Below are 26,265 nucleotides of genomic sequence, written 5' to 3'. Positions count from 1 at the left end.
AACCTCTACTGTTGATTGATAAGGACGTTTTCTTGCCATTGACGTGGCAATTTACGCGCGGATTTTTCCCATGCTTTGAAGTTACTAACAGGATGAACGTTAGTGTATTGGTCGCTTGGAATTAATTTGTCTTGGATGGCTTTAGGTAATACTACGTCGCTACGAATTGGACGAGCGTAGCCTTCAGCCAAGTTGATTTGCCCTTGGTCACTGAAAATATATTCACGAGCTAGTTTTGCTGAGTTCGGGTTTTTAGCGAATTTATTGATGATGGTGGTGTAGCCTGAAATAACCGAGCCATCTTGAGGGATATTTACGCTGAAACGTGCCTGCCCTGATTCATTATGACCGAGCTTGTCGCGATAATTTAACGCGTTGAAATCCCATAAGATAGCGACTTCAACTTCGCCTTTTTCTAAGTTGGCTAAGCCAGGATCGGTATAAGATAAACGACCCTGTTTTGCTAATTTAGCAAAGAATTTAATGGCTGGTTTTAAGTTGCTTTCATCGCCACCATTAGCAAATGCCGCCGCTAAAACGGCGTTGTTTGCTTGAGCTGCAACCCCAACATCTCCTACGCTGACTTTGTATGTACCTTTTAATAAATCGCTCCACGATGTTGGTGGATTTTTTACTAATTGGTTGTTTGATATGAATGAAATAGTGCCCGTGTAAGCTAGAGCCCAATGCCCTTCTTTGTCTTTTGCCCAATCAGGAATGGAATCCCAAGTCGTTGGTTTATACGCTTGAGTGACGCCTCTTTTAACCGCGACTCGTGCAAAGGCAAAGCCGACATCACCAATATCAGCCGTTGCATTTTTCTTTTCTGCAGAAAATTTTGCGATTTCTTGAGCTGAGCTCATGTCGGTATCTTGATGTTTTAATCCGTAGATTTTTCCTAGGTCATTCCATGTATCTTTCCAGTTTGCCCAGCTTCCGGGCATACCAACACTGTAAATGTGGCCTTCTTGTTTCACCGCATTCACAAGAGATTGAATATCTGCTTCTTTAGCAAATAGCGGTGTAGATAGGGTTGTCGCAATTAATGTTGCACTGGTTAGTAATGTTTTCATTCGTCTCTATCCTTTTGGACTACATCAATAATTTGATTGTCATCCTAGAGAGGTTCTGTGACGCTTTTGAGGCGGATTTCTGACAGTTTTAGTGGATTTTGATGTCATTAATGTTTCAGTGTGAGGTGAAAAAAGAGGGCATAACGTTATTTCTTTCATCCAATAAAGGATTAACAAATAGTGCTTGAGTCCTTATTTTTATGATGATAGTTTGTAAGCATGATTATGAATACTCAAGCTACATACCTCTCAATTTGTTGGTGGCGTTCTATTTTATAGAGCGGCGCTGAATCACATCTATTCAAAGCCGTCGGAAGACTGCTTATGAATACCCATAATATGCGTCTCCGATGGTCTATTAGGAGCAATATTATGAAAAATCACACTCAAACAACGACACATCAATCCGTTAAAAAAGAAAAAGTATTAACTGGCGACAGAGCTACGGGACAATTGCATTTAGGGCATTTTATTGGTTCTTTGCAACAGCGAGTTGAGCTGCAACATCAGTATGAGCAAACCATTTTAGTTGCTGATTTACAAGGGCTGACGGACAACGGACATAACCCTCATAAAGTGTCTTCTAATATTTTAAATGTGGTGGCTGACTACCTTGCTGTCGGAATTGATCCTTTAAAAACAACTATCTGCTTACAATCAGCTATTCCTGCGTTATCAGAACTTACTATGTATTATTCAAATCTTGTGTCGGTTGCCCGTCTACAAAGAAATCCAACCGTAAAAAATGAAATTGCGAATAAATCCTTTGGTTCTTCGATTCCTACTGGGTTTTTGACCTACCCAATTAGTCAAGCAGCGGACATTACGGCGTTTAAAGCAACCTTAATTCCGGTGGGGGACGACCAATTACCGATGATAGAGCAGACAAACGAAATAGTAAGGAAGTTAAATCATATCGCTCAAGAAGAAGTGCTTGTTGAGTGCCGTCCATTGTTAAGTAAAATGCCGCGTTTACCTAGCGTTGATGGCAAAAGTAAAATGTCGAAATCGATGGGAAACTGCATACTATTAAGCTCAAGCGTAAAAGATATCTCTAAAGCGGTTAAAGCGATGTATACCGATCCTACTCATTTGAGAGTTGAAGACTCAGGTCAAGTAGAAGGCAATGTGGTGTTTACCTATTTAGATGCTTTTCATTCTGATGCGGCTTATATCAACGAGCTAAAAAGCCAATATCAACAAGGTGGTTTGGGGGATGGTACGACAAAGAAAATTTTAGAAGAGTGCCTACAAGAGATAGTAAGACCAATTCGAGAGCGCAGAGAAATGTACATTTCAGATAAATCGCAGCTTATTGATATTCTGAAACAAGGCAGCCAAAAATCTCAAGAAGAATCAAACCAAGTCTTACATAATGTGAAAAAAGCATTTGGTTTGACGTTGTTTTAAATGGTTTTTCTATTATGGATTAAGATGATGAAGACTTTGCTTGTTGGTCTATTTTAGTTCGTAACCAGCGAGTAAATGCTTGATATTTAGGGCGTAATTCTTGTCCTTTTGGGCAAATTAAGTTATAGCTTAAATTGGATGGGATCGCTTCGAAAGGAGTCACTAATTCCCCATTGTTAAGGTAAGTATCGACTAGGCGTGTTCTTGCTATACCAATTCCCATTCCATTTCTAACGGCGGATATCGCCATTTCAGAATGATTAAAGACATAGTTATTTGATTGAACTGGTGTTGGGTTATTTGTCATAGATAACCAATATGTCCATTCAAAATCAGTGCGAATAGACTCTAACGATTCAGTACAATGAATTAAACAAACGGCATCAATATTGAATACGTCTTTTGGTAGTTTATTTACATATTCTGGGGTGCAAATTGGTGTTAAATATTCGTCAAATAACTTTTCACAATGTAAATCTGGATGAAGCCCATTACTGTAATAAATAGCGAGATCGACCGGTTCATGTTTAAAATCGAGCGGGCTTGCTTTTACTCGGATTTTTAAATCAAGGTTTGGGTATAGAGCTTGAAACTCAGGCAATCTGGGCATTAACCATGATTGAGCGAAGGTGGGAGCAACTCCGATATAAAGCTCTCCGCTGAGTTCATTAAATTGAATATCTTCTATTTCGGAGAAGATGGCTTCAAGAGATGTATCAAGCACATCCCACAAACGTTTCCCTTCTTCTGTAAGCTCTAATTTACGAGTGAGACGAATAAATAAATTAAAACCTAATTGCTCTTCAAGTTGTTTGATTCTCTGGCTTACCGCTCCTTGGGTTAAAAAAAGTTGCTCACTGGCTAAAGTGAAGCTCAAACTTTTTGCCGCTATATTGAAGGTATACAAGTTGGTTAAGAGTGATTGTTTATTATTCATGATGTTCTCACTGTTGGCCTATGGATTAGCCTACCTAATCTATAGATATTCTTATATGGTTTGTTCAACGAGTCAACTTCCCGTTTAATTAATGCAACTAATCTGTAATGAGGACGCAATAATGAAAACATCTTTAAAAATCGCTGTTATTGGTGGTGGTTCAAGTTATACGCCAGAGTTAATTGAAGGGTTATTAAAACGTAAACATGAATTACCATTGGGTGAATTGTGGTTGGTAGATATTGAAGATGGTAAAGAAAAAGTAAACATTATTGCTGGATTGGCTCGCCGCATGATTAAGCGTGAAAATTTAGAGATTACAGTGAAAGTAACTTTAAACCGTCGAGAAGCTTTAGAGGGGGCAGATTTTATTTGTTCTCAATTTAGAGCCGGTTGCCTTGAAGGCCGAATTCGTGATGAGCGTATTTCTTTAAAATATGGAATGATCGGCCAAGAAACGAATGGTCTTGGTGGTTTTGCAAATGCTTGTCGAACCATACCTATAACGCTTAATATTTGTAAAGACATTGAAGAATTGTGCCCTGATGCGTGGCTACTTAATTTTACTAATCCTTCAGGAATGGTGACGGAAGCGGTATTAAAACACACGAATGTAAAAACTGTTGGGCTATGTAATGTTCCCGTGATTATGCAAAAAGGGATTGCAGAAATACTGAAAGCAAAAGAAGAAGACATTATCATGCAAGTTGCAGGGTTAAATCACTTTATTTGGGCTCGTCAAATTTTGCATGAAGGTCAAGACAAGCTACCACAAATCGTTAACGAAATTTTATCTGGTAATGATAAATTAGTACCTAAAAATATCCCTCCTTTTGCATGGTCAAAAGAGCTACTTTCTAATATGGGGATGATCCCATGTGCATACTTACGTTATTACTACATGAGTGATGACATTATGCAGCAAGAAATCAAAGAAGCGGATGGTGAAGGGACGCGTGGTGAAGTCGTTAAGGAGATGGAAGATCGTTTGTTTGATATTTATCGTAACCCTGAGCTAAATGAAAAACCAAAAGAGTTAGAAAAACGTGGTGGTCAATATTATTCAGAAGCGGCTTGTGAGTTAATGAGTTCTATCTATAACGACAAGCGTACAATAATGCATGTAAATACTCGCAATAATGGCACGATTGCAGGTTTACCTGATGATTGTACTGTAGAGGTGAGTGCAATGATTACGAAGTATGGTCCATTGCCATTAAATGTAGCGCCATTTCCAACCGATACATTACGTTTAATCCAACTAATGAAAGAGTTTGAAACGTTAACCGTAGAAGCCGCAATTACTGGGGATTTAAATTTAGCTAAACGCGCGCTGATCTTAAATCCATTGGTTAATACGGGAACTATTTTAGACAAAGCATTAGAAGAGACCGTGAGAGAGAATATGGATTTCATGCCTCAATTTCGTCATTTAGTAGAGTAATTTCAAATAGTTGTTTCTTTCCTTTGTCATAAAACCCTAAGTGGCAGTTTAGTGAGTAGGGGCTCTAAACTGTTACCTAGATCATAAAATAGAAGTAAAAACACGGAGTACTTTTAAATATTCGTGATCTTGATCCTCGCAAACAGATCAGCTCTACTATAGATTGGGTAGGTCATTAAGAATTATGACAGCAGCTCAAAGACGAGCGAGAGATAAAGGAAGTATCTATGAAAAAAACAAGAAGAGCCCAATTGCAACGTGCGCGAATTCAATACTGGAAAGACACTGCAAAAGATACGGCTAAAAAATGGTAAAAAACAAAACTCCTGATTGTCAGGAGTTTTTTGGTTTTAGGGCATCGTAATTAGTAACATTATGTAAATAACTAATTACAGCTATGTATATCGTAATTTAAAGGACTTCATTATTGAGGTCCTTTGTTGTTTTCTGGTCAAAGAAAGTTAGGTAATGACTTTTGGACTTATCCCGCTTACATTCTGAAAAATTTTGTTGGAGTATAAAAATGGAATGCCCAAATTGCGAAGAGCATATTGGCTGGGAGTGGGTAGACGATGAGGAGATTGAACCAAATGAAATCTTTGAGTGTCCTGAGTGCGAAGCACCATTACGTTACTTTATTGATGAAGGAACGTATTTAGGTCCCCAGCATAAAACAATAGAAGTGGTGAGTTAACCCACCACTTCTATTTTTAGTACTTGTATTTATGAAAGCTTAAAGGTTGCCACTTTCTTGCTTAAATCAACGGCTTGTTCTTTAAGGTCATGGGATTGAGTTAAACTGTCTTCTGAATCAATAACCAGTTGATCCGTGACGTCTTTAATCGACGTGATGTTTTGTGTTATTTCCCCTGTTACATGGGTTTGTTCTTCCGCAGCGGTAGCGATTTGAGTCGCCATATCACTAATTAGCGTGACTGATGCGCTAATGTCTTCTAATGCGAGTGCGGCACGATCGGCATCTTCAACTGAGTTATTCGCAAGTTCAGAGCTGCTTTTCATTAGATTAACGGCACGAGCTGTGGTTTGTTGTAAAATGTCGATAGTCGATTTTATTTCTTCTGTTGATGTGTGTGTACGTTGTGATAACACTCGAACTTCGTCAGCTACTACGGCAAAACCGCGGCCTTGCTCTCCTGCTCGTGCTGCTTCAATTGCGGCATTTAATGCAAGTAAGTTCGTTTGTTCAGCAATACCTTGAATCGTCGCAAGTACCGTATTTATTTCTTGTGAATGTTGTTGTAGTTCACTGATCACATTGCTTGCTTCACTTACTTCATTCGCAAGACTGTTGATGGATGCTTTAGTATCAACCACTAAAGAATGTCCTTTTTGAGTGCTGCTTGATGAGTTTTGTGCGGCTTGAGCTGTTTGCTCTGCATGAGAGGCGATTTCGCGAGTCGCAGATGCCATTTCGGTTACGGCAGTGGCTACCATGGTGATTTCTTGTTGTTGAAGGTTGAGTTCTTTTACTGAGTTATTAGCACGAGTTGTACTTTGCTCTGAACCATCGGTTAACTGTTGTGATTGTTGGCGGATATGTTGAATTAACAACTGTAAACTTTCAACAAAGGTATTGAAATTATTCGCCAGTTCTCCCACTTCATCTCTGTTCTCTACATGAATTCGTTGGGTTAAATCACCGCTGCCATTGGCAATCTGAGCAAGTGCTTGAGAGACATTGTTGAGTGGACGGAACAGAATGCCACATAATAAATTAAATAATAAAGTACAGATAATAACAACGATGGCAGTAACGATAATTTGTCCTGAAACCGCATCAAATAGAGGTGCAACTAACGAATCGTAATTAATTACATTGACTGTAATTAGACTGGTTCCCTCTATTTTCTGAGCATACATAATGTATTTTTCACCATCGAGCTCGATTGTGATATCAGAATTACTATTTGTTGCTTGCTGAATCGTTGAGAAATCGAGGCCCAATGCAGACACGGGCTTATTCAATAATGCGGTATTGGGGTGGGTGAAAATATTGCCTTTATTATTAGCAATAAACATAAATCCTTCGCCTGGAATGATTACTTTTTCCATGCTATTTAATATATCGGTGATTTCAACATCAGTACCAACAACCACTTGCTGGCCATGTAGGTTTAATGCTTTCCCTAAAGAGACGACATTTGCTCCTGTTGCTGCGGCAACCGTTGGGTTGTCCATGAATACCTTTGATGGTGCAGCAACGGCATTTGTGTACCAACCCCATTGTCTAGGATCATCATTACCAGGAGGCAGGATCACGCCGTTGGCATTCGCTTGGGAGCCATCAGGGTAAGCGAGGAACACGTTATCAAATTTCGCTGAATCACGAACTTGTTTTAAGTGAACAACAATGGCGTCTTTGTTGGCTTCTTTAGGCAAAGAGGTCAGTGCGCGCTCTTTTGATAGGATCCAATCAGTTACATATTGGTTGTATGAAGCCGTTGTGCTTTCTAATCGTTGCTCTACTTCATTATCTAGTCGATCTAATGAGGCGTTAAATGATAGAGCTTCAACTAATACTCCCCCGAGTATAATTGCGGCACCAGCGGAAATCGCGAGCTTATTTTTAAGGGATAAATTTTTAAGCATAATAATTTTTCATCTTATAATGGTTTAATTAATAATAATTTTTTGAATAGTGTTTATTTAACTTTGTCGTCGTATTTTTCAATGTTGAAATAAGTAATGCCATTGCTATTACATTGAGCCTATTAATAGAAATGACGATAATTATCGGGTACATAGATTTGTTAAGCATGGTTCGTGCCGTTTTTTCTTACGTATTCAATATATTGTTTATTAAAGATGATAAAGTGCGCTCGTCGCTTTTAATATTTTTACGATTAGGGAAAATGAGTGAATACATCATATAAATATACGATAGCGGGTTGCTCCGCTATTTTATTATGGAGTTTGATTGTTGGGTTGATCCGTAATGTGACTGAACAGCTTGGTCCCATTGGTGGCGCAGCCATGATATATAGCGTCAGTTCTATTTTTTTAGTGCTTGTTATTGGTGCTCCTCGATTAACGCTATTTTCTCCTAAATATCTCTTAATTGGTGGAGGGATGTTTGTTAGTTATGAAATGTGTTTATCATTGGCTTTAGGCATGGCACACAGTAGAACCCAAGCTGTTGAAATGAGTATCATCAACTATTTGTGGCCCTCGCTAACCGTATTATTTGCAGTTGTCACCAGTCGAAAGCCCGTGAATAAAATATTATATCCCGCTATCGCATTGTCATTTTTTGGTGTGGCATGGACATTAAGTGGCGATGGTGGGCTTTCAATTTCCCAGTTATTGGCAAATGCGGCAACAAACCCTGTGAGCTATACCTTGGCTTTTGTCGGTGCATTTATTTGGGCTGCATATTGTAATGTCACTAAAAAATTAGCGAATGGAAAGAATGCCATTACGTGGTTTTTTATTGCAACCGCACTCTCTCTTTGGATTAAATACCTGTTCAGCGATGAAGGAAGCCTTGTTTTTACTGGTGGTGTAATGATTGATTTGTTATTAGCCGGAATTGTTATGGGAAGTGGTTATGCACTGTGGAATATCGGGATCATTGGTGGGAATATGGTACTACTTGCAACGTTCTCTTATTTCACTCCTGTATTATCTACGTTCTTCTCTGCGTGGATTTTAGACATAGAATTAACAGTTCAATTCTGGCAAGGCGTTACAATGGTGACCATCGCCTCATTATTGTGTTGGTGGTTTACTCGAGAGAAAAGTAAATAAAACGGTAACTTACCGATAAATAAGAGTATTGATTTGAACTATAGTGATATTCATAACGTAAATGTGGTTATCGTAAATTTAAAATTTCAATGTTGTAGTATATATATGAAAATTAATAACTTACTTTTTAATGTGACAAGGAATGTTTATGAAACTCAGCAATAATTTCTCGAATCAAGCAATTGATGCCTTTATCAAAATAAGTGCACTTTCTGTTTTGGTTTTATGGTGTTTCTCTATTCTAAAACCGTTTCTCTTACTTGTTGTGTGGGGGGGTATTATTGCGACGGCGCTGTATCCTATTGTCGCTTTTATTAGTAAAAGAACATCAGTGAGTGAAAGTAAAGTTAGCATTGGCTTAACCATTATTGGCGTATTGTTTATTCCTTTAATCGCTGTATCTACAGGGATTTATACGAGTGGGTCAGAGCTGTTTTTAGGTTATCAAGATGGCTCAATTGCGATCCCTAAACCGAATGTCGCGATGCAGGAATGGCCTTTAATTGGGCATAAAGCGTATGCTTTTATGTTACAGGCTTCTTCAAATCTTGAGAGTCTCTTATTTAAATACAGCAGCGAAATTAAAGTGGTGGCTGGTAAAGCGGCGTCTTTGGCGGGTTCTCTTGGTTTTGGGTTTATTCAGTTCATCGTATCAACGATTATCTCGGGTGTTTTCATGGCGAATGCCGCTAAGTGTGAGCGAGCATTTATTCTTGTGACTGACCGTTTAACTGGCGAACATGGTAAAGCATTGACGGCATTATCGAGAACAACGGTAAGAAGTGTCGTCCAAGGGGTTATTGGTGTTGCGGTTATTCAAGCAATAATGGCGGGATTAGGGATGGCCTTAGTCGGTGTGCCTGCTCTTGGTCTTTGGGTTTTATTAGTTCTGTTGGTCGCGATTATTCAATTGCCTCCTATTTTGGCGCTTTTACCTGTGATTTTTTATGTATTCAGCGTCGATACAACCACAACTGCGGTGATCTTTTTAATTTGGTGTCTATTAATCGGCAGCAGTGATGCGATATTAAAACCAATTTTATTAAGCAGAGGTTCTGATATCCCAATGATCGTTATTTTACTTGGCGCATTAGGTGGGATGGCAATGTCAGGCATTGTGGGATTATTTGTTGGAGCGGTGGTTCTCAGTTTAACGTATCGATTATTTATGGTGTGGTTAGAGAATGAAGATAAAGAAAACAAAGCATAATCGCTCTGTAAATACATCGTATTGGTGTACTTTTGATAAATACGTTTGTGTATTAGTTTGATGCAAAAACGCTGAAAGCGTGATGGATGAAAAGGGAGGAAAGAATGGCGAACATAGTCATATTGCATGGTCTGTACATGCATGGCGTAGTTATGAAACCAATGGCCTCTCGGTTAAAAAAGAAAGGTCATACCGTACAAATTATTAGTTATAACTCATTGCGAATTAATGAAACGCTATTGTTTAAACGCATTCATCGTTGCTTATCGTTATCTAAAAAGAATGTATTGGTCGGACATAGCTTGGGCGGGATCTTAGCCATTAATTTTGTAAACTTGCATCAGGATTTGAATACGCCGATTGATTGTATTGTCACGATAGGATCACCTCTTAAGGGCGCGTCTATTGCGAAAAAAATTCAAAATAAAAAATTAGGATTTATTTTAGGTAATGCAAAAGAGCAAGGTTTAGTCAATGTCACCAAATTAACGACGGATTGCCCGATTGGTTCTATTGCTGGAACGATGCCGATTGGAATTCGTACTCCGATAATGAGAGATAAACAGCCTTCAGATGGAACGGTGACTGTCGAAGAAACATTATTGCCAGATTTGCGCGATCATCTGTGCTTAAAATATTCTCACACGAGTTTGATTTATGCGACAGCTACAGTGAACCAAGTAGATTACTTTATTGCGAATCATGAGTTTGAAAGATGATAGTTGAACGTCATTGATCGAAAGTAAGCGTGCGGGGAACTACACCTAACAAATAGAACAATAGGCGCCTACGGCGCAAATCAAAAGGACTCAACCTCTTCCATTGTTGCCAATAAATCGTTTATCCTATCGCCATGCACGCATATAAACCCCTGAAACAATTATTTAATAGTCAAAATAACTGGCTTAAATGTAAGCGTGCGGGGAACTACACCTTGTCTTTTACATTCCAAGGTAAAAGTGAATCGATATCTGGCGATCCAACACATAAACGATCTAGACAATACCTAATATAATCGTAAGGGATTAATCCGTTTGCCTTTGCTGTTTCTACAATGCTGTAAAGCATTGCACTTGAATCTGCACCAGCCGTTGAACCCGAAAATAACCAGTTTTTCCGGCCGATAACAAACGGTTTAACCGCTCGCTCTGCTCGATTGTTATCAATAGATAACAATCCATCATCAATATAACGAACTAATTTATCCCATTGATTTAATGTATAGCTAATCGCCTCACCTAATTTTGTTTTAGGTGATACTCGACTAACTGCGCTATCAAGCCAATCACGGAGCTCTTTAAGTAAATCGCGGGCTTCTGTCTGCCTAGCAACATACTTGGCTTCAGGGGAAGCCTCTTTTAATAACGATTCGATCCGGTATAGCTTTTGGATTTTACTCAATACCCAATCTGCACTCCCTGTTTTCCCTTTTACTTGAACACGTTGAGCCTCAATAAATCGTCGACGTGCGTGTGCCCAACAGCCAACTAAAATCGCTTCAGTTTGTTCATAACCTTGGTAACCATCGGTATGTAAATACCCGTTATAACCTTTTAAAAAGTTAACTGGATGGTAGCCATGCCTGCTAGATTGATAATCATAAAGTACAATTCCAGGCAAAACACCAGAGCCTGGAGAATCATAGCCAGAGCAGTAGACCCACATATAACATTTTGCTTTTTCAACATCCAACACATTTACCGTTGTTTCATCACAATGCAGAGTGGGTTGTTCAAGCAAAATACGATGTAACTCGTTATTAAGAGGGGTAAATAGTACCGAGCATTTTATTAACCAATCCGCCATCGTTCGCCGTCCAATAATGATACCCCATTGCTGAAATAACGTTTCTTGACGATAAAGTGGAAGACTGTATTGAAATTTAGCCGTAATAATTTGAGCAAGTAAACTTGCGGTCGCAATCCCTTTAGGGATTGGTGACGCTGGCATTGGGGCTTGTTTAATGTCTACTGAAGTATTGTTTTTTTCACAATTTCGGCAAGCATATTTAGGACGAACATGTTGAATAACTTCCACTTTAGCTGGTACAAATTCCAACTTTTCACTGATGTCTTTACCCATCGCATGCATCTCTAGACCGCAACACTTACAAGTTTTATCTTTTATGTCGTGGATAATAACAGTACGCGGTAAGTCTTCAGGTAAGCGTTGGCGTTTTGGCTTTTGACGAGTGTAGGTAATCGTTTGTGTGTCATCATTTTCAATGATGATTTCTTCTTCTGTTTCATTGAATAAATCAAATTGAGTCGAGTCAGATTCACTGCTTTTACCAAAGCGCTGATGTTGAGCCAGCCGAAATTGCTCTAGAAGACGGTTATATTTATTTTCAAGCTGAAGCACAAGTGCTTTCAGCTCGTCAATGGTATCAGGAAGTGGTTTTATTTTATCAGTCATGTAGATGACTATATAACGATAATACAGGTAATCAATCGGTTGCCTCCTATTCTTGACTGAGAATCAACTATTTAAAGGGTTGTTTGATAATGTACCGGTTGATGTCCTAAGATATCAAAACCTTGTAATAGCAGTGTCAGTTGCTGCTCTGATAATGCTAACGTATCGTTATTTATATTTCGTGGCCATTTGAAGCGGTCTTCATCTAATCGCTTGTACCATAAAGCGAATCCTGTTTTATCCCAATACAATATTTTGAGTTTATCACGAGGCTTATTGCAAAATATAAATAGAGCATCACTAAACGGTGATAGTTGCATTTCTTGCTCAACAATCACGACAAGGCCATTAATGGCCTTGCGAAAATCGACAAAATCACGATGAAGATAAATGGTGGAAACATCAGTAAATACATTCATGATTGATACCCTTTTAATAAGAGTCCTATCCAGTGAGGTTCAGTATTAGCTGGCAATGTTAATCGCAATTTTCCGATAGAAAGTTGAATATCTGGTAATTGTGGAGTGGCGATGATAGTTGATGTTAACGCTTCTACTTTCAAGAAAGTAGAAGCGTTAATCTTTTGTTTCCATCGTGCTTTACGTGCACTAAATGTCTTTGGCAGAATATTATGGTTACGACAAAATTCAGCGGCACTAAGCTTGCTAGATTGCTGAGATTCAAATAGAGCGTGCCATTGCTCTGGTGTTCTCTTTTTATCTTTTTGCATAATTACGTTCTCGTTAAATGAAAGATCGTAAGATACGCATAATGAATTTTATTTGTTAGGTGTAGTTCCCCGCACGCTTACATTGGTTTAATGCTTTTTCTGCAGCGTAAACATGCTGTTGTTGAGTGGCAATTAAAGCATCCCATTGATGTGATTTTTGATGTAACTTTTCTAAGGTATCAGCAAAAACACTATAAAATCCATAGTTATGATTTGAGTTTACTTGTGATTGTATCTTGTGACATAACGCCAATGCTTTTTCGTTTTGATTGATACTTTCAAGGTATTTAGCAAAGAAAATATTATTTTCTAAGCGATTATGTTTGTCGTGAATATGGATGAAAATTAGCTCAGATTGCTCAAAATAACTCATGGTTTTATCTTGATCTGCGTGTTTTTGTTTTGCCATCATTTGGGCTAAGTAGCCATAAGACAATGCTAAAATACGTTTGTTTTTTTGTATTTTGGCAATTTTTTTTGCTTGATGAATAAAGCCAATAGCATCATCAAAATGTTGTAAATGCCCATAAGCATAACCGAGATTAAGTAGACAAATAGCCAAATTGAGCTGATGATTCGCATTTTTAGACGCTAAAATACCCTGTTTCGCATAATTGACGGCTTGTGTGTATTGCTCTAAACAAAGGTACATGTCGCTGATATTGCAATACACCAATGAGCGAATGTTATCGTCAAGTAGGTGTATATTTTCAACTACTTCTTTATAGAGATCGTACGCAGATGCGTATTGTTCCGAATCAATATAAAGAGAGGCTAACATGGCATTAACGTAAACTCTAAGTAATATTTCATCGTCAGTTAATTCGGCCAAACACTCAATGTAAGCGTAAATCGCTTTGTCTATCTCATCATGTCTATCATATGTATATGCCTCTAAGAAAGAGGTAATACTGGGCGGGCACGGTGAAGCGAGATCTAAGCAAATAAGCTTAATTTTTTGTTTGGCTTTTTCTAAGCCGCTGACACCAGGATAATGCTGTATTCTGGTGACTATTCCCATGATTTGAGAATAAACATGATCACACATATTGTGGCCCCGTTGCTATTGAGTCATTACTTTACGGTACTCAGTGTTCTACAGCAAGTAATAATGGGTCAATAGAACAGGATTAACACGATGTAGAGATTGATTGGTGAGTGTTTAAGCAATTAAAAGCTGGAGCCAGGTTCTGAAAGAAACTCAATTTCTTCTGCGGTACTTTTTCTACTTAATATTGTGTTTCGGTGAGGGTAACGACCAAAGCGATCAATGATTTTTTTGTGTTTTAACTCAAACTCATAATTGCCTTCTCGATGTAGTGATTTAAAAAGAATGACGGCTTCATCATGAATGACTTTTGATTCACTGTGCATGTAAGGCATATAAAGAAAGCTGCGTTGTTCTTCTGATAACATCTTGTCTGCGCCAATCGAAATCGCTTCTTGTGCAAGAGCTAAAGCAAGCGGATCTTGAGAGAAAGCTTGGGGCGTGTTGCGATAAATATTACGAGAGAATTGGTCAAGAACGATAATTTCAGCGAGACGTCCTAAAGGGGCTGCTCGCCAAGAGAACAGTTCGGAGTGAGAGGCTTTTTTTAGTAATGGTAAAAAGCGCTGCTGTATTTGTTTATCGAGTTGTTCGTTACCGACAAACCAATCTTTAGGTTCCAGTTCTTCAAACCAAAATGTAATGATTTCTTGATACATAATACCTTCTTTGCCTGTTGGGTGTGTGTGTAAAGTATAACTTGGAATATTACTGTCTTTCATTTTCATTATGTATAACTGGTTTTATGTCTAGTAAATGAAAAAAACAGAATAAATACATCCTTATAATTACCTTCTTACTCTATTTTTATCTAAGCTTAGAATAAGAAAATAAAATAGTATCAAGGCAATAAAAAGGATGTGGCATGAAGGGAATTATATTTTCAGAATTTTTAGAGTTAGTAGAAGACACGTTTGGTTTAGAAATCTGCCAAGAAATGCTGGATCAAAATAATGATGAAGGGGCTTACACTTCGGTTGGAACGTATGATCATAAAGACTTAGTTAAATTGATTATTTCATTGAGTAAATTGACGGGCATTAGCATTGAAGATTTACAAGAAGTGTATGGTAAGTCGGTATTCTTAACCTTGTTCGACAGTATGCCGGGTTTAAAAGGCAAATCGTCATCGACGTTTGAATTTATTAAACAAGTAGAAAATTACATTCATATAGAAGTTAAGAAACTTTACTCTGATGCAAACCCCCCTCAATTTACCTTTATCTCTAGTACTGAATCTGAAATGGTGATGGACTACATTTCTGCTCGCTGCTTCTCTCATGTTTGTTTTGGTTTAATTCAAGGGTGTGCAGATTTTTTCAATGAAAAAATTGATATACAAATGGTACCAATTCAAGAAGACGGATCTCAAGTTCGTTTTACCTTAAAAAAGCAGTAATGTTTAAGAGGTAATTATGGATAACGATAAAATGATTGAATTATTAAATCGGAAAATCCAACGAGAAAAAGCTTCTCGTAAGGCTGCGGAAGGCTTGCTTGAACAAAAGAGTCATGAGCTTTTTATTGCGAAACAGTTAGTTGAAGAAACGCTGTTAATTGTACAAGAAAAGGCAGAAAAAGACGTGGCTTTGCTTCAATTCAAAGGATACCTCGATGCGATTCTTCTTGATTACAATCAAGCGTTTTTACAAGAAGCGCCATCGAGCACGTTACTGCAACGTTTATTGGATGATTTAGTTAGCATTGAGGGGATTGCTTCTTTGCGATTAACGGTCGCACCAACGTTAAGTGACAATGTTCAATCCATTTTAAATGCCGGAGAGGTAGGTGAGTATCACGATCTTCCACACTCAACTTCCGAGTTTAATTGGAGTGAAGATACGGTTCATATATTAGTTTATTTACACCAAAATGATGAACGTTGTGGGGCGTTGCAATTTACGTTTAACACTCCGCCAAGCGAAACGTGGCATCAAACTATTGAAAAGCAGTTTTGTTTATTTTCAGAGATGTTAAGTGCCGCTTTTGTGCGTCAGCAGTTACTTGAAAACACAATAAAAGAAAAGCAGAGAGCAGAGAACTCAGAGCAAGCGACCCGTGATTTTGTTGCGATGATAAATCATGAGTTAAGAACTCCGCTTAATGGTCTGCTAGGTTCGGCTGAGTTGATGGAAGACACGAATATTACTCAGTATCAACAAACACTTTTAATGACGATTCATCAAGCGGGTGAAATGCTTAGAGTGATCATTAATGATTTACTCGACTTCAGTAAAATGAATGCAGGTATGCTTCAATTAAGCATTACCCAGTTTTCACCCCAAATATTGATTCAGACGATTGAACAAATGTTTTTACATCAAATTGAAGAAACAAGATTAGAGTTTGTGGTTGGTATAGAGAATACTTTACCGGATGGATTATCTGGAGACATTGACCGTATCCAACAAATATTGGTAAACCTTATTGGGAACGCAATTAAGTTTACAAAAGAAGGCGAGATCCGATTTTCAGCTTCTTGGAAAGATAATGTCTTATGTTTTACAGTGTCTGACAGTGGTTGCGGTATTCCATTAGATAAACAATCCACGTTATTTGATCCCTTTACTCAAGTCGATAATTCCAGTCAACGACAGTTTGAAGGAACAGGACTTGGATTGTCTATTTGTAAATCCTTAATTGATAAGATGGAAGGGACATTAACGCTTGAAAGTGAATTAGGGAAAGGCTCAGTTTTTTCTGTTGAGATCCCATTAATTCCTACGTATGAAACGAAAGTCAAAGAGCAGGAAACGTTTGATATCAGCCATTCTATTGGAGGCTTGTCGGTACTTGCGGTTGAAGACATTAAGATGAATCAAGTGATCTTAAGTATGATGCTGACTAAGCTAGATATACATCCTTACTTTGCGAACGATGGGCAACAAGCCTTAGCTTTTTTAGAGAGTGAAGTGGTTGATGTAATTTTAATGGATTGTCGAATGCCAGTGATGGACGGGTTTGAAACGACAAGACGATTACGCGAACAAGGCTACACAAAGCCAATTATTGCTCTGACAGCAGGAACAACGTCAACTGAAATGGCAAGTTGTATAGAGGCCGGAATGGACGATATTTTGCATAAGCCCTATAAAGCAAAAGAGCTAGAAAAGATGTTAAAAGTTTGGAGTGTTCGACTTGTCTCGTCTTAATTTTTGACTGTTTATTAGAATAAAAAAGCCCTATCGCCGTGATGACGATAGGGCTTTGTTTTGTTTTAATGGCTACGCATTAGATTCTGATAATGCCGCTTCTGCTTGTTTGCTGCTTTCAAGCATTTTACGAATGATGAATGAAGCAATAAAGGCAACGGCGACCATAACAACCGCAAGAATTGTCAGTAGTTGGAAGTAATTACCGTAGACAGTTTGGATAAACTCTTGAGTGATCACTTGCCCTTTTTCTTGAGCGATAGACGTTGAGAATACCGCACCAACAATACCACTTAGCGCAATCGCTACTGAAAACAAACTTACTGAGAAGTTTTCAATGTGTTTTGGCGCAACAGATAAGATAAACGCAACTACTAAGCTACCCACGATAACTTCTGCAAACGCTTGGAAGAAGTGAATGACTAAGAAAATTTCTGGACGGATAATCGCATCTTCACCCACGCCCATTACTGCCATGGTTAAAATACCAAACGCAATGGCGGTGAGAATAAAGGCAAAACCAATCTTGGTTGCGGTTGAAAAATGAATGTTACGTTTCTCAAGTGAAGAAAAAAGCATTGCAATCACAGGGCCGGCAACAATACACCACAGTGGATTCATTGCCATTGACGCTTCTGGTGCAATTGGGATTAAGTTGAATAGGTCACCACGCATGGCATTGATCGTTACCATGGTCATTGATGTCATCATTTGACCGTAGTACACAAAGAAAGCCGTTGTTAATACGGTCATGATCAAAATTGTGCCCATTTTTAATGCGTCTGATTTTTCAGATTTCATCATTAATGCAATGAAATAACCAATGGCCGCTAAACCAATGGCATAAACGATATTCTGGCCAATATCCATGTTTGAGAACATGAAGAAAACCAAGGCAATCATTGCTGTCGAAGTGACTAGAAAGGCAATCCAGTTTTTTGTGCTTACTGGTTTTTGATCAATCTCAGCGCCAACGGTTAATAATGATTTACGGAAAATCACTAAGGTTGCTAGGGCAAAGAAAGCCAAAATTGCAGATAACAAGAAGCTTCCATGGAACCCAAGAACTAAAACAAACATTGGGAATAGATATTGCCCTAATAGTGCGCCAACGTTGTTTACTGAATAGTTTACTGGGTAACAGTTTTCAAAGTGCTCTTGAGTATCAAAAGTACGTCGGTAAAGACTAGGATATGATGGTGACATGAGTCCACGAGCGTAGCTGGCAAGCGCGATGCCGCATAATGCCATTGGTACATTCGTAGTGTACGATCCAAGAACAAGCAAAAGGTAGCCAACAGAAAAGCCAAGGTAACTGATCGTTAATGAACGGTAAGCCCCTAAAAATTTATCAGCAATAAAGCCACCAGCAATAGCAAACAATGGACCGATAGAAGAAAACGCGCCCACAACCATCATGGTATCGGCTTCACTGTAATTTAACTCTTCAAGAAAGAAGCGCGTTAAAATGACCATTACGCCATAAAATGATAAGCCAAACATCATTTGGCAAAACATCATGGATTTATTTAGTTTATTCCACATAAGTATTCTCTTTAAGATGATTCCTCTTTTTATTTTACCATTAAAATTATGTAACAAAGTACGCTGTTCTTAAAAATACAGTGCGGAAACTCTTGTAAACTGGGTTTTGTTTGGGGTTATATTTTGCAAAGTGGGTTATGTGTTTATTTTATGTTGCAAGCGTGCAAAGTACGCACAATAAAAGAAGGGGTAATAGATGAATCCTTCAAAAGTTGAATTTTGAGAAGGACTCATTATTTTTATTAATGTTAGAACGAAATTATTATCGTAAGGCTAATAAATAGTCTAAACCACCAACAATCGCGGCGACTTGAGCATCATTGCATTCTTGGTCTGTTACTTTATCGCTGTCTGGGTACACTTCGGTTGTTGATACAAAGTCAGCATTTGTTAAGCCTGCGCATAACCCCAATTTCTTGGTTGGGTAATTAATCACACCGTTTTGAACGACATCTGATCCGATGATTTGGTTATTTTCATCAGGTGGGGCAATGTGCGTTACGGTGCGTACTGAGTCAATGATCGCTTTTTGAAACTCAGGAGACGGTTTGTCGGTATCACCTACGGTGTAAAAGCCATCAGGAATGGATCCTTCAATATACTCTAAACCATCACGAGCCGATAACGCTGGGCGAAACTCGGTTTCATCACTGTCTGTGGTTTCGTGAAGATCAATGTGAGCAAAAATATCGCCACCCATACGTTGAACGAGCGCCATGACGGCTGCCGATTCTTCCGCTGGGCTGTTGTCATAAAATGAACGGTTTGGGTCCGTTGCGGTTGGGTTCCAACGGTTAATCACTTCATAACCCCATGGGCTAACACAAGGGGCCACTAATACATTAAACCAGTGAGAATAGTGCTCCGCTTTGGTATCGACAAATTGCAATGCACCATGCACCATGCACCCCTGATGTTTCATAACCGTGTACACCACCTGTAATTAGGATGGTTGGTTTTGATCTATCCCATTGGCGGGTTTTAATGCAAAGAAGTGGGAAGCGTGCTTCATCATAAGATAATGCTCCGTATTGAGAGACGTCAAAACGGTCAGAAAGCGCGTTAATTTTTGTTGCCACTTCTTCTTGATAAGAACGCTTTACTGTCATGCTCGCAAGCCACTCGGCTTTTTCTGCGTCATTCCAAGCGGTACCGGGTGTTCCAATTGGGTAAGTGGATTCGTTCTTCATGATCATTCCTTCATTATTATGTGGTGTTTATGCCGTTAAACAAACATACGTATAGTAGCACTTAATTAAGTTGTTCACGGCTCCATATAATACGATCACTTCCTCGGTAAATACCAAAATGAATAAGTGCTTTGATGGTGCTTTCAAAAGAATCGTTTTGATCGGCATCTTGCTGCAACCAAGGTAGGGTCAATAGCGACAAGGTCGGTATTATTTGTCCTTGATTGCCATTACCAGGGGCAGAAAAGGTCATGCTTGTGACTCCATTAGTGACATCTGTATCACTCAAACTTGCCGAGGTCGTGCCTTTTCCTACTGGTAATGCTGCAGGGTTAGTGCCGACATCAAAAGTGAAGTTAGATAAATCAAGCACGGTACAGGTGTCTGTATTTTGTTCAAATCGTCCTCCCACATAAGACTCAGTTCTGATCCTTGATTCAAGCGGGGTGAGATCTGAACCATAAGAATCTTCCATGGTAATGCGCCCCCATTCTTGGCGGTGAGATGAGGTTGCTGGGAACGTGTAATCTAGGCAATTTCCTGCGGCATTCAGTTTATAGCAGATATTGTCTAAGTCTTTTAGATCCTCAGCGGTTAACGCTAATGTAATGCTGTCTAACGTTGGTGAATGCGGTGCAAACGGTTTGTTATAGCGCAATTCTGCCTCTTGTAGCTGCATTTTATTTTGCTTATAAAGCTTAACTATTTTTCCGGGTTTGGCCATACCGGCTTGAATACCAAGAATAGAAGGGCTATCGCTATCAATCACTTCAATGCCTGATGGTGCTGCGACATAAGTTCGTAAATCCCAGTTATTGTGGTATCGCCACCATGTGTCAATGCTGTAGTTCTGTAGTTGACCGCCAGTTTGAGATAACGGCGTTAACTCAAGCGTAGGGAGATCATCAAACATAAAAGTTTGCCCCATGTAGGTATAGGTTTTACAGGTATCCGTAATGCTAGGTTGTTCGGCAAACAGTGAAAAATAGGCTGGCGTAAATCGACCAATTGACCCTGTTGAGGCGGGTTTTATTGTAAAAGCGTTACTGCCAAGGTAACCCTCTGGTGGCGTGACGGTAATATCAAACACCCCCACTTCACTGATGCTTTCTTTAATGCGATTAATACTGCCGTTTGAGGCAACATGATCATAAACATTCGTGAGCAGATTCCCGAGATTTCCACCAGAAGGTGCTGAAGGAGCAATTAAGGTGTGATCCAATAACAACATACTCTGAGCATAATTTGGGGTGCTTAGATTATTTGACATGTTGGTGTCATTATCCGATTCCCATGCGCGAGCAGTCACGTTTAAGTTAAATTCTTCCGCCGCATGAGCGAACACGCGACAAGTAATATTTTCAGACAAACAGGTACTGTTGGCGGTTGAGTTGTTGGCATTCGAAACGTACGCACTCAATCCAACGGGGAAACTTACAAAAGCATCGCTGCCTTTGATGGTTTGTTGTTGAGGTAAGGTGTGCTTTACGTTTAATTGCAATTGTCCTGCATCCGAATAATTCAAAGGCAAACGAGCTTCATTGTTAATGAAATTTAAGGTCACTGCCGTTGCTGAGGATTCTGTGGTACTGATGGCTTTCCATGCATTATTCGCGACGACAGACACCTTTGGTGAGCCAATAATATGAGCCGCTGTTGGATTGATGTAATCAGACCATACTTGGAGGTTTTTGGCGCCATAGAAGCTGCTACCACAACCCTTGATTGTCGCTATTACGGGCTTGTTCGCTTGCTTATCTGGCACGATCACCGTTAGTCCTTCAGGTTTGAATGACAACGAACAATTGTTTTCATTGAGTGATTGACCATTAATGCTGCATAGGGTTTGACTGAATGGTTTGGTTGATGGATCAGAGCTCACCACACCAAGGGTTACATTACCTTGGGTTTGTTTTCCTATGGATAAATTAGCAACCCCGTTACGCATGGTGATGTTATTGCCATTTAACCAGTAACCGTCACCCCCTAAATTTGAAGTGTTTAACGTGACGTCTACCTCGTCGGTAAATAAAGTCGAACATGAGGCGTCAGCGCACGCTCGTAAAGTGACATCTGACACATCGCAGGTTGAGCCTTGACCGGGGTGGTTAAATTCAAAGTGATCAATTTGTTGTCCCATTGGTTTGGAATATAAGGCACAGACTTTAAAATTATCGATCTCATGCGTATTGTATAACTGACCTGTCGAGCCAGTCAGTGACATGATGAAGTTTTCAGGAATTGCGGCCTGATTATATTGATTACTTAATACGTTAATTGGACCAATGATGGTGCCAAACCGAGGATTATCGCCTTTCCTTTGAACACTTCGTTCTACGGTGACATTGGCCGTATTATTATTTCTTGAATCGATAGTAATACGGTAACGGTGTGTTTGACTGTTGCCATTATTATTGTCAATGTCTGGAGTGACTCGATTGTAAGCGTGCGGGGAACTACACCTTGTCTTTTACATTCCAAGGTAAAAGTGAATCGATATCTGGCGATCCAACACATAAACGATCTAGACAATACCTAATATAATCGTAAGGGATTAATCCGTTTGCCTTTGCTGTTTCTACAATGCTGTAAAGCATTGCACTTGAATCTGCACCAGCCGTTGAACCCGAAAATAACCAGTTTTTCCGGCCGATAACAAACGGTTTAACCGCTCGCTCTGCTCGATTGTTATCAATAGATAACAATCCATCATCAATATAACGAACTAATTTATCCCATTGATTTAATGTATAGCTAATCGCCTCACCTAATTTTGTTTTAGGTGATACTCGACTAACTGCGCTATCAAGCCAATCACGGAGCTCTTTAAGTAAATCGCGGGCTTCTGTCTGCCTAGCAACATACTTGGCTTCAGGGGAAGCCTCTTTTAATAACGATTCGATCCGGTATAGCTTTTGGATTTTACTCAATACCCAATCTGCACTCCCTGTTTTCCCTTTTACTTGAACACGTTGAGCCTCAATAAATCGTCGACGTGCGTGTGCCCAACAGCCAACTAAAATCGCTTCAGTTTGTTCATAACCTTGGTAACCATCGGTATGTAAATACCCGTTATAACCTTTTAAAAAGTTAACTGGATGGTAGCCATGCCTGCTAGATTGATAATCATAAAGTACAATTCCAGGCAAAACACCAGAGCCTGGAGAATCATAGCCAGAGCAGTAGACCCACATATAACATTTTGCTTTTTCAACATCCAACACATTTACCGTTGTTTCATCACAATGCAGAGTGGGTTGTTCAAGCAAAATACGATGTAACTCGTTATTAAGAGGGGTAAATAGTACCGAGCATTTTATTAACCAATCCGCCATCGTTCGCCGTCCAATAATGATACCCCATTGCTGAAATAACGTTTCTTGACGATAAAGTGGAAGACTGTATTGAAATTTAGCCGTAATAATTTGAGCAAGTAAACTTGCGGTCGCAATCCCTTTAGGGATTGGTGACGCTGGCATTGGGGCTTGTTTAATGTCTACTGAAGTATTGTTTTTTTCACAATTTCGGCAAGCATATTTAGGACGAACATGTTGAATAACTTCCACTTTAGCTGGTACAAATTCCAACTTTTCACTGATGTCTTTACCCATCGCATGCATCTCTAGACCGCAACACTTACAAGTTTTATCTTTTATGTCGTGGATAATAACAGTACGCGGTAAGTCTTCAGGTAAGCGTTGGCGTTTTGGCTTTTGACGAGTGTAGGTAATCGTTTGTGTGTCATCATTTTCAATGATGATTTCTTCTTCTGTTTCATTGAATAAATCAAATTGAGTCGAGTCAGATTCACTGCTTTTACCAAAGCGCTGATGTTGAGCCAGCCGAAATTGCTCTAGAAGACGGTTATATTTATTTTCAAGCTGAAGCACAAGTGCTTTCAGCTCGTCAATGGTATCAGGAAGTGGTTTTATTTTATCAGTCATGTAGATGACTATATAACGATAATACAGGTAATCAATCGGTTGCCTCCTATTCTTGACTGAGAATCAACTATTTAAAGGGTTGTTTGATAATGTACCGGTTGATGTCCTAAGATATCAAAACCTTGTAATAGCAGTGTCAGTTGCTGCTCTGATAATGCTAACGTATCGTTATTTATATTTCGTGGCCATTTGAAGCGGTCTTCATCTAATCGCTTGTACCATAAAGCGAATCCTGTTTTATCCCAATACAATATTTTGAGTTTATCACGAGGCTTATTGCAAAATATAAATAGAGCATCACTAAACGGTGATAGTTGCATTTCTTGCTCAACAATCACGACAAGGCCATTAATGGCCTTGCGAAAATCGACAAAATCACGATGAAGATAAATGGTGGAAACATCAGTAAATACATTCATGATTGATACCCTTTTAATAAGAGTCCTATCCAGTGAGGTTCAGTATTAGCTGGCAATGTTAATCTTTTGTTTCCATCGTGCTTTACGTGCACTAAATGTCTTTGGCAGAATATTATGGTTACGACAAAATTCAGCGGCACTAAGCTTGCTAGATTGCTGAGATTCAAATAGAGCGTGCCATTGCTCTGGTGTTCTCTTTTTATCTTTTTGCATAATTACGTTCTCGTTAAATGAAAGATCGTAAGATACGCATAATGAATTTTATTTGTTAGGTGTAGTTCCCCGCACGCTTACGTTTGACCTTGGGTTTCCCCTAAGTTTCCTTTTGCTAAGGCAAGTGAGAGTTTTGCTGCTGTTTCTGCCATCGCCTGAATAGGGTAGTGAATTGTAGTCAGTTTTGGATGAAGGTATTTCGCGATTAAGCCATTATCAAATCCCATTAAAGAGATGTCATTGGGTACAGAAATATGCTGTTTCTCTAAGGTAGATAATGCTCCTGCTGCCATGTAATCGTTATAACAAACCACCGCAGTTATTGGCAGGTTACGTGTTAACAGCTCGGCCATAGCTTGTTCTCCCCCTTCATCACTTGGCTGAGCGTGATGTTACGTGTGTTTAATGCTTGTAAATACCCTGCTTTTCGGTGATGTGAATCGTCAATGTCGTGTTCTGAATTGATGTATGCGATATGTTCATGACCTTGAGACAATAAATATTCTGTGGCTACGAATGAGCCATGTTGATTATCAAGGGCAATACATCGGTTTGTAATTTCAGGGATATGGCGATTAATGATCACCAAACCTGGGACTTCTTCTGCAAACTGAATCAGCTCTTGGTTGCTTAATCCTTTGGAATGAATAACAAGAGACTCACAGCGGTTATTAATAAGCAGTTCAAGGGCTTCTTTTTCTGTGGTGGCATCGTGGTAGCCATTACCAATTAATAAATGTTTTTGATGGGCTTGAGCTACATTATCTATCGCTTTGATCATGGAACCAAAAAATGGATCAGATACGTCCCCGACCATAACACCAATGGTATTGGTACTTTTACTGACTAAGGCGCGGGCATTCACGTTTGGGCGATAGCCGAGTTTTTTCATTGCTAAACTGACTGATGCAATGGCGGCTTTGCTTGCTTTTGGTGATTTATTTACGACTCGAGAGACGGTGGCAACTGACACACCGGCTTCCTTTGCGACATCTTTAATGGTTGCCATAATCGTTATTTATACCTGTAGTTTGATCAAGTTAAAGTTTTAGTAAATATTTAATGTTGTTTTCTTGCTCAATTGATTATTACTGATTAATGTAAACGTTACCACTCAGTTAAGCTAAGGATAAAGTAAAATGGAAACAATTGCATACGGTGATTTCGCAAAACTGGATATTCGTGTCGGTAAAATTACAGACGTAAAGCGTCATGATAACGCGGATAAACTTTATATTGTTCAAATTGATGTCGGAGAACAGAGTTTACAAACCGTCACTAGCCTCGTTCCTTATTATACAGAAGAAGAATTAATGGGTAAGCAAGTGGTTGTATTGTGTAACTTGGCAAAGGCGAAAATGCGTGGAGAAACTTCAGAATGCATGTTGTTGTGTGCAGAAACAGAAGATGAATCAGAAAGCGTGTTATTAACGCCAGAACGTTTGATGCCTGCGGGCGTAAAAATCGTTTAATTGAATAGGCCTAGAAATAACACACTTCTAGGCTTTTCTCTTCGTAAGCTCTATTTTTAGTAATTAACCTGCCTAATATTGACTAAATATCATCCAAACCCTGTTTTGGTAGTGTAAATAATCACCAATTCATATCTTCTTAGTTTTATCTATTCGTTTAGTTTATCTTTTTCGTTATTTAGTGCTTTAATTCACATTTTTGTGTCTAAGACTCTTTTCTTGTTAACTTATTGTTACGCATTAGGGTATGGTTTGGTTAAATATTAAACCATATTCATAAACTGAAAAGGATTTT

22 protein-coding genes and 2 pseudogenes are annotated in these 26,265 nt (G+C 39.0%); 9 read left to right on the top strand and 15 right to left on the bottom strand.

All coding sequences use genetic code 11. The features are described 5' to 3' along the window. Positions 1-5: 5 nt before the first annotated feature. Positions 6-1,073: an ABC transporter substrate-binding protein gene (locus tag VSAL_RS21330; protein WP_012552255.1), complete on the bottom strand. Its 1,068-nt coding sequence runs from the start codon at positions 1,071-1,073 to the stop codon at positions 6-8. A 372-nt stretch (positions 1,074-1,445) separates the two neighbouring features. Between VSAL_RS21330 and trpS the strand changes: the two genes are divergently transcribed. Then, a complete protein-coding gene (gene trpS, locus VSAL_RS21325; protein WP_012552254.1) occupies positions 1,446-2,483 on the top strand; it encodes a tryptophan--tRNA ligase in 1,038 nt (345 codons plus the stop codon). A gap of 19 nt (positions 2,484-2,502) precedes the next feature. On the opposite strand, the gene VSAL_RS21320 is transcribed toward trpS, so the two are convergent. Beyond that, positions 2,503-3,420: a LysR substrate-binding domain-containing protein gene (locus VSAL_RS21320; RefSeq protein ID WP_012552253.1), complete on the bottom strand. Its 918-nt coding sequence runs from the start codon at positions 3,418-3,420 to the stop codon at positions 2,503-2,505. 121 nt (positions 3,421-3,541) lie between these two features. Between VSAL_RS21320 and VSAL_RS21315 the strand changes: the two genes are divergently transcribed. Continuing rightward, positions 3,542-4,864 carry a 6-phospho-beta-glucosidase gene (locus tag VSAL_RS21315; RefSeq protein ID WP_012552252.1) on the top strand — a complete coding sequence of 441 codons (1,323 nt, stop codon included), beginning with the start codon at positions 3,542-3,544 and terminating at the stop codon, positions 4,862-4,864. Between the two features lie 523 nt (positions 4,865-5,387). Continuing rightward, positions 5,388-5,558, top strand: coding sequence for a hypothetical protein (locus tag VSAL_RS23700; protein ID WP_012552251.1), 171 nt, complete (start codon positions 5,388-5,390; stop codon positions 5,556-5,558). A 29-nt stretch (positions 5,559-5,587) separates the two neighbouring features. On the opposite strand, the gene VSAL_RS21310 is transcribed toward VSAL_RS23700, so the two are convergent. After that, on the bottom strand, positions 5,588-7,474 hold the full coding sequence (locus VSAL_RS21310; RefSeq protein WP_012552250.1) for a methyl-accepting chemotaxis protein: 1,887 nt from the start codon (positions 7,472-7,474) through the stop codon (positions 5,588-5,590). A 267-nt stretch (positions 7,475-7,741) separates the two neighbouring features. Between VSAL_RS21310 and yddG the strand changes: the two genes are divergently transcribed. The 3 genes from yddG (at position 7,742) to VSAL_RS21295 (ending at position 10,561) form a co-directional block, all read left to right on the top strand. Beyond that, positions 7,742-8,632 carry an aromatic amino acid DMT transporter YddG gene (gene yddG / locus VSAL_RS21305; protein WP_044583612.1) on the top strand — a complete coding sequence of 297 codons (891 nt, stop codon included), beginning with the start codon at positions 7,742-7,744 and terminating at the stop codon, positions 8,630-8,632. A gap of 148 nt (positions 8,633-8,780) precedes the next feature. Then, positions 8,781-9,842, top strand: a complete 1,062-nt coding sequence (locus tag VSAL_RS21300) for an AI-2E family transporter (protein ID WP_044583611.1) — start codon at positions 8,781-8,783, stop codon at positions 9,840-9,842. A 104-nt stretch (positions 9,843-9,946) separates the two neighbouring features. Beyond that, positions 9,947-10,561 (top strand): lipase family alpha/beta hydrolase, encoded by a 615-nt coding sequence (locus tag VSAL_RS21295; RefSeq protein ID WP_012552247.1) that lies wholly within the window; start codon positions 9,947-9,949, stop codon positions 10,559-10,561. 208 nt (positions 10,562-10,769) lie between these two features. On the opposite strand, the gene VSAL_RS21290 is transcribed toward VSAL_RS21295, so the two are convergent. The 5 genes from VSAL_RS21290 to VSAL_RS21270 all read right to left on the bottom strand — a co-directional run bounded on the left by VSAL_RS21290 (position 10,770) and on the right by VSAL_RS21270 (position 14,694). Further along, the gene (locus tag VSAL_RS21290; RefSeq protein ID WP_012549008.1) at positions 10,770-12,257 is read right to left on the bottom strand and encodes an IS66-like element ISVsa2 family transposase; all 1,488 of its coding nucleotides are present in this window, start codon (positions 12,255-12,257) and stop codon (positions 10,770-10,772) included. A 71-nt stretch (positions 12,258-12,328) separates the two neighbouring features. Continuing rightward, entirely contained in the window at positions 12,329-12,676 is a 348-nt protein-coding gene (gene tnpB / locus VSAL_RS21285; RefSeq protein WP_012548924.1) for an IS66 family insertion sequence element accessory protein TnpB, read from the bottom strand. Beyond that, positions 12,673-12,987: an IS66 family insertion sequence element accessory protein TnpA gene (tnpA, locus tag VSAL_RS21280; protein WP_012548925.1), complete on the bottom strand. Its 315-nt coding sequence runs from the start codon at positions 12,985-12,987 to the stop codon at positions 12,673-12,675. Before tnpA (VSAL_RS21280) ends, tnpB (VSAL_RS21285) begins: the two co-directional genes overlap by 4 nt. 55 nt (positions 12,988-13,042) lie before the next feature. Next, positions 13,043-14,035 carry a tetratricopeptide repeat protein gene (locus tag VSAL_RS21275; RefSeq protein WP_049940472.1) on the bottom strand — a complete coding sequence of 331 codons (993 nt, stop codon included), beginning with the start codon at positions 14,033-14,035 and terminating at the stop codon, positions 13,043-13,045. 122 nt (positions 14,036-14,157) lie between these two features. Then, positions 14,158-14,694 (bottom strand): DUF924 family protein, encoded by a 537-nt coding sequence (locus tag VSAL_RS21270; RefSeq protein WP_012552246.1) that lies wholly within the window; start codon positions 14,692-14,694, stop codon positions 14,158-14,160. Between the two features lie 206 nt (positions 14,695-14,900). Between VSAL_RS21270 and VSAL_RS21265 the strand changes: the two genes are divergently transcribed. Further along, entirely contained in the window at positions 14,901-15,434 is a 534-nt protein-coding gene (locus VSAL_RS21265; RefSeq protein ID WP_012552245.1) for a heme NO-binding domain-containing protein, read from the top strand. Between the two features lie 16 nt (positions 15,435-15,450). After that, a complete protein-coding gene (locus tag VSAL_RS21260) occupies positions 15,451-17,187 on the top strand; it encodes an ATP-binding protein (RefSeq protein WP_012552244.1) in 1,737 nt (578 codons plus the stop codon). 72 nt (positions 17,188-17,259) lie between these two features. On the opposite strand, the gene VSAL_RS21255 is transcribed toward VSAL_RS21260, so the two are convergent. The 7 genes and pseudogenes from VSAL_RS21255 to VSAL_RS21230 all read right to left on the bottom strand — a co-directional run bounded on the left by VSAL_RS21255 (position 17,260) and on the right by VSAL_RS21230 (position 25,507). Then, a complete protein-coding gene (locus tag VSAL_RS21255; RefSeq protein ID WP_012552243.1) occupies positions 17,260-18,732 on the bottom strand; it encodes a peptide MFS transporter in 1,473 nt (490 codons plus the stop codon). Between the two features lie 262 nt (positions 18,733-18,994). After that, positions 18,995-19,922 (bottom strand): annotated as a pseudogene (locus tag VSAL_RS21250) (M14 family metallopeptidase). Positions 19,923-19,983: 61 nt separating this feature from the next. Beyond that, positions 19,984-22,146 (bottom strand): DUF6701 domain-containing protein, encoded by a 2,163-nt coding sequence (locus tag VSAL_RS21245; RefSeq protein ID WP_197535576.1) that lies wholly within the window; start codon positions 22,144-22,146, stop codon positions 19,984-19,986. Between the two features lie 232 nt (positions 22,147-22,378). Further along, complete coding sequence (locus VSAL_RS21240) at positions 22,379-23,866, bottom strand: IS66-like element ISVsa2 family transposase (RefSeq protein ID WP_012549008.1); 1,488 nt, start codon at positions 23,864-23,866, stop codon at positions 22,379-22,381. 71 nt (positions 23,867-23,937) lie between these two features. Further along, positions 23,938-24,285 (bottom strand): IS66 family insertion sequence element accessory protein TnpB, encoded by a 348-nt coding sequence (gene tnpB / locus VSAL_RS21235; protein ID WP_012548924.1) that lies wholly within the window; start codon positions 24,283-24,285, stop codon positions 23,938-23,940. Positions 24,286-24,330: 45 nt separating this feature from the next. Further along, positions 24,331-24,498 carry an IS66 family insertion sequence element accessory protein TnpA gene (tnpA, locus tag VSAL_RS23090; RefSeq protein ID WP_231850883.1) on the bottom strand — a complete coding sequence of 56 codons (168 nt, stop codon included), beginning with the start codon at positions 24,496-24,498 and terminating at the stop codon, positions 24,331-24,333. A gap of 77 nt (positions 24,499-24,575) precedes the next feature. Beyond that, positions 24,576-25,507, bottom strand: a pseudogene (locus VSAL_RS21230) (substrate-binding domain-containing protein). Positions 25,508-25,637: 130 nt separating this feature from the next. Between VSAL_RS21230 and VSAL_RS21225 the strand changes: the two are divergent. Then, entirely contained in the window at positions 25,638-25,970 is a 333-nt protein-coding gene (locus VSAL_RS21225; RefSeq protein WP_012552240.1) for a tRNA-binding protein, read from the top strand. Positions 25,971-26,265: the final 295 nt, after the last annotated feature.

It is taken from the genome of Aliivibrio salmonicida LFI1238 (assembly GCF_000196495.1).
Lineage (GTDB): Bacteria > Pseudomonadota > Gammaproteobacteria > Enterobacterales > Vibrionaceae > Aliivibrio > Aliivibrio salmonicida.
Note: the sequence above shows the minus strand (reverse complement) of the source record. Positions and strands in the feature narration are given on the sequence as shown.

Bases quoted from the DNA above. Each gene is read 5' to 3' on its own strand.
- trpS (WP_012552254.1), top strand. From the start codon at position 1,446: ATGAAAAATCACACTCAAACAACGACACATCAATCCGTTAAAAAAGAA.
- tnpB (WP_012548924.1), bottom strand. From the start codon at position 24,285: ATGAATGTATTTACTGATGTTTCCACCATTTATCTTCATCGTGATTTT.
- VSAL_RS21320 (WP_012552253.1), bottom strand. From the start codon at position 3,420: ATGAATAATAAACAATCACTCTTAACCAACTTGTATACCTTCAATATA.
- tnpA (WP_012548925.1), bottom strand. From the start codon at position 12,987: ATGCAAAAAGATAAAAAGAGAACACCAGAGCAATGGCACGCTCTATTT.
- VSAL_RS21225 (WP_012552240.1), top strand. From the start codon at position 25,638: ATGGAAACAATTGCATACGGTGATTTCGCAAAACTGGATATTCGTGTC.
- VSAL_RS21315 (WP_012552252.1), top strand. From the start codon at position 3,542: ATGAAAACATCTTTAAAAATCGCTGTTATTGGTGGTGGTTCAAGTTAT.
- VSAL_RS21330 (WP_012552255.1), bottom strand. From the start codon at position 1,073: ATGAAAACATTACTAACCAGTGCAACATTAATTGCGACAACCCTATCT.
- VSAL_RS21240 (WP_012549008.1), bottom strand. From the start codon at position 23,866: ATGACTGATAAAATAAAACCACTTCCTGATACCATTGACGAGCTGAAA.
- VSAL_RS21275 (WP_049940472.1), bottom strand. From the start codon at position 14,035: ATGTGTGATCATGTTTATTCTCAAATCATGGGAATAGTCACCAGAATA.
- VSAL_RS21245 (WP_197535576.1), bottom strand. From the start codon at position 22,146: ATGTCACTGACTGGCTCGACAGGTCAGTTATACAATACGCATGAGATC.
- VSAL_RS21295 (WP_012552247.1), top strand. From the start codon at position 9,947: ATGGCGAACATAGTCATATTGCATGGTCTGTACATGCATGGCGTAGTT.
- tnpA (WP_231850883.1), bottom strand. From the start codon at position 24,498: ATGCAAAAAGATAAAAAGAGAACACCAGAGCAATGGCACGCTCTATTT.
- VSAL_RS21290 (WP_012549008.1), bottom strand. From the start codon at position 12,257: ATGACTGATAAAATAAAACCACTTCCTGATACCATTGACGAGCTGAAA.
- VSAL_RS21270 (WP_012552246.1), bottom strand. From the start codon at position 14,694: ATGTATCAAGAAATCATTACATTTTGGTTTGAAGAACTGGAACCTAAA.
- tnpB (WP_012548924.1), bottom strand. From the start codon at position 12,676: ATGAATGTATTTACTGATGTTTCCACCATTTATCTTCATCGTGATTTT.
- VSAL_RS23700 (WP_012552251.1), top strand. From the start codon at position 5,388: ATGGAATGCCCAAATTGCGAAGAGCATATTGGCTGGGAGTGGGTAGAC.
- VSAL_RS21265 (WP_012552245.1), top strand. From the start codon at position 14,901: ATGAAGGGAATTATATTTTCAGAATTTTTAGAGTTAGTAGAAGACACG.
- VSAL_RS21260 (WP_012552244.1), top strand. From the start codon at position 15,451: ATGGATAACGATAAAATGATTGAATTATTAAATCGGAAAATCCAACGA.
- VSAL_RS21310 (WP_012552250.1), bottom strand. From the start codon at position 7,474: ATGCTTAAAAATTTATCCCTTAAAAATAAGCTCGCGATTTCCGCTGGT.
- VSAL_RS21300 (WP_044583611.1), top strand. From the start codon at position 8,781: ATGAAACTCAGCAATAATTTCTCGAATCAAGCAATTGATGCCTTTATC.
- VSAL_RS21255 (WP_012552243.1), bottom strand. From the start codon at position 18,732: ATGTGGAATAAACTAAATAAATCCATGATGTTTTGCCAAATGATGTTT.